General features: G+C 70.9%; 3 protein-coding genes. 2 read left to right on the top strand and 1 reads right to left on the bottom strand.

Annotated features, from left to right (window positions below; translation table 11 throughout):
• Window positions 1-10: 10 nt before the first annotated feature.
• Window positions 11-1,183: a quinolinate synthase NadA gene (nadA, locus tag VLF38_RS15830; protein WP_325272201.1), complete on the bottom strand. Its 1,173-nt coding sequence runs from the start codon at window positions 1,181-1,183 to the stop codon at window positions 11-13.
• Between the two features lie 47 nt (window positions 1,184-1,230).
• On the opposite strand from nadA, the gene VLF38_RS15825 reads away from it, so the two are divergent.
• Together VLF38_RS15825 and VLF38_RS15820 are read left to right on the top strand one after the other, a co-directional pair.
• Window positions 1,231-2,313 (top strand): glycerate kinase, encoded by a 1,083-nt coding sequence (locus tag VLF38_RS15825; protein WP_325272200.1) that lies wholly within the window; start codon window positions 1,231-1,233, stop codon window positions 2,311-2,313.
• Window positions 2,314-2,409: 96 nt separating this feature from the next.
• Window positions 2,410-2,832 carry an iron-sulfur cluster assembly accessory protein gene (locus VLF38_RS15820; RefSeq protein ID WP_325272199.1) on the top strand — a complete coding sequence of 141 codons (423 nt, stop codon included), beginning with the start codon at window positions 2,410-2,412 and terminating at the stop codon, window positions 2,830-2,832.
• The last annotated feature ends 41 nt before the right edge of the window (window positions 2,833-2,873 follow it).

Raw genomic sequence — 2,873 nt, 5'->3', positions numbered from 1 at the left:
CCGGTGGTGCTCAGTCCTTGTGCGACTTGCCCGGCAGCGCGAGCATCCGGTCGAGCGCGACCTTGGCCCAGTGCTCGGTGTCGGGGTCGACCTCGATCACGTTGGGGACGTCACCGTTGACGAGCGACTCCAGCGCCCAGACGAGGTGGGGCAGGTCGATGCGGTTCATCGTCGAGCAGTAGCAGACATTGCGGTCGAGGAACATGATGTTCAGCTCGGGGTGCGCGTCGGCGAGGCGCTTGACCAGGTTGAGCTCGGTGCCGATCGCCCAGCTGGAGCCGGCGGGCGCCTTCTCGATCTGCTTGATGATGAACTCGGTCGAGCCGACGAGGTCGGCCTTGAGCACCACCTCGTGCTGGCACTCGGGGTGGACGAGGACGTTGAGGTCGGGCACCTTCGCGCGCAGCTCGTCGATGACATCGGGGGAGAAGCGGCCGTGGACCGAGCAGTGCCCCTTCCACAGGATCATCTTCGCGTCGCGCAGCTGCTCCGCGGTCAGCCCGCCGTTGGCCTGGCGCGGGTCCCACACGACGCACTCGTCGAGGGCGATGCCCATCTGCAGCACGGCGGTGTTGCGGCCGAGGTGCTGGTCGGGCAGGAAGAGGACCTTGGCGTCGGGCTTCTGGGCAAAGGCCCACTCGAGCGCGACGTCGGCGTTGGAGGAGGTGCAGACCGCGCCACCGTGCTTGCCGCAGAACGCCTTGATGTCGGCGCTGGAGTTCATGTAGGTCACCGGCACGACCTGGTCGGCGACGCCGGCATCGGTCAGTGCGGCCCAGGCGTCCTCGACCTGCGCGAGGCGGGCCATGTCGGCCATCGAGCAGCCCGCGGCCAGGTCGGGAAGGATGACCTTCTGCTCCGGGCCCGTGAGGATGTCGGCTGACTCGGCCATGAAGTGCACGCCACAGAAGACGATGAACTCGGCCTCAGGGCGCGCGGCGGCGTCGCGCGCGAGCTTGAAGGAGTCGCCGGTGACGTCGGCGAACTGGATGACCTCGTCGCGCTGGTAGTGATGGCCCAGCACGAAGACCCGGCTGCCGAGGGCGGCCTTCGCCGCGGTTGCCCGCGCGACCAGGTCCGGGTCGGAGGCAGCGGGCAGGTCGCCCGGGCACTCGACCCCGCGCTCGGAGTCGAGGTCCTTGCCGCGCCCGAGCGGGAGCAGGGGGAGGTTGACAGTCGTCATGCGCCCATCCTAGTGAGCGTCCCGGACAGTCAGGCAGGATGCCTACCGTGCGGATCGTCATCGCGCCGGACAAGTACGCCGGCACGCTCACCGCCCGGGAGGCGGCCACCGCGATCGCGACCGGGTGGCTGCGTCGCGCACCCGGCGACGAGGTCGACCCCGTGCCCATGTCCGACGGAGGCCCCGGGTTCGTCGACACGCTCCACGCAGCACTCGGCGGTCAGCTCGAGGCCGTGACGGTCCGTGGACCGCTCGGTGAACCGTCCCCTGCGACCCTCCTCCTCGTCGGCCACACGGCGTACGTCGAGACGGCGCAGGCCTGCGGCCTCGCCCTGACCGGGGGTGAGGGCGCCCGCCGGGCCAGCACGTACGGCGTGGGGGAGCTGCTGCTCGCCGCCCTCGACGCCGGCGCTCGCGAGGTGGTGCTGGGCTTGGGTGGATCGGGCACGACCGATGGGGGAGCCGGCCTGCTCGCGGCCCTGGGTGCGACGGCTGACCGCGACCTGCAGGCGGGGCCCGAGGCGCTCACCGGAGTGGCGAGCGTCGACCTCGCCCCGGCCTGCGCCCGACTGGGCGGGATCGCGCTCGTCGCCGCCAGCGACGTCGAGAACCCGTTGACGGGCCTCTTCGGTGCCGCCAAGGTCTTCGGTCCCCAGAAGGGGCTCGCCGAGGACGAGCTGCCCGCGATCGACGGTGCGCTCCAGGACCTGGCTGCCGCGACCGACCGCAAGGCAGCTGCGGAGAAGGGCGCCGGCGCCGCCGGGGGGCTCGGCTTCGCCCTGGCCCTGGTGGGCGCCACCCGCCGCCCCGGTGTCGACGTGGTCGCGGACGCCACGGACCTCGCCGACCGGATCGCCGCCGCAGACCTGGTCGTCACCGGCGAGGGCGCGTTCGACGTCACGAGCCGCGGGGGCAAGGTCCCGGCAGGCGTGGCTCGCTTGGCGGGGGAGCACGCCCGACCCTGCATCGTCCTCGCCGGCCGCGTCGAGGTCGGCAACCGCGAGATGCGCGCCCTCGGCGTGGAGTCGGCGTACGCGATGGTGGAGCGCGCGGGGGACCGGGCGCTCGCAGAGCCGGCGCACGTGCTGGAGGAGCTCGCGGCGCACGTAGCGAGGCAGTGGTCGTGCTGATGATCACGGGTTCTCCGGAATAACCAGCTGTGTGCGATCCTTGAGGACGTCGAACAACGACCCAGAACCATCTGGACAAGACCTCAAGGAGTGACCATGGGCGACGCTTGCTGCGGCGGCGGTGGCGGACACAGCCACGGCGCGCCGGCCGCGACCCTCAACATCGAGGCTCCCCGCGACTTCGAGACGCGTGCTGACCAGATCAACCTGAGCCCGGTTGCCGCCGGCAAGGTGCAGAGCCTGCTCGAGCAGGAGGGTCGCAACGACCTTGCTCTCCGCATCTCGGTCCAGCCGGGTGGCTGCTCGGGCCTGCGCTACCAGCTCTTCTTCGACGAGCGCACGCTCGACGGCGACGTGACGACCGACTTCGACGGCGTGACCGTCGTCGTGGACCGGATGTCGGTTCCCTACCTCAACGGTGCGGTCATCGACTTCGTCGACACCATCGAGAAGCAGGGCTTCACGATCGACAACCCCAACGCGTCGGGCTCTTGCGCGTGTGGTGACTCGTTCCACTGATCCGACCCGCTCGGAGCAGACGAAGGCCCCCGCCGATCGGC

The organism is Nocardioides sp., from assembly GCF_035481145.1.
In the GTDB taxonomy this organism is placed as follows: domain Bacteria; phylum Actinomycetota; class Actinomycetes; order Propionibacteriales; family Nocardioidaceae; genus Nocardioides.
This window is presented reverse-complemented; position numbering and strand designations above follow the sequence as displayed.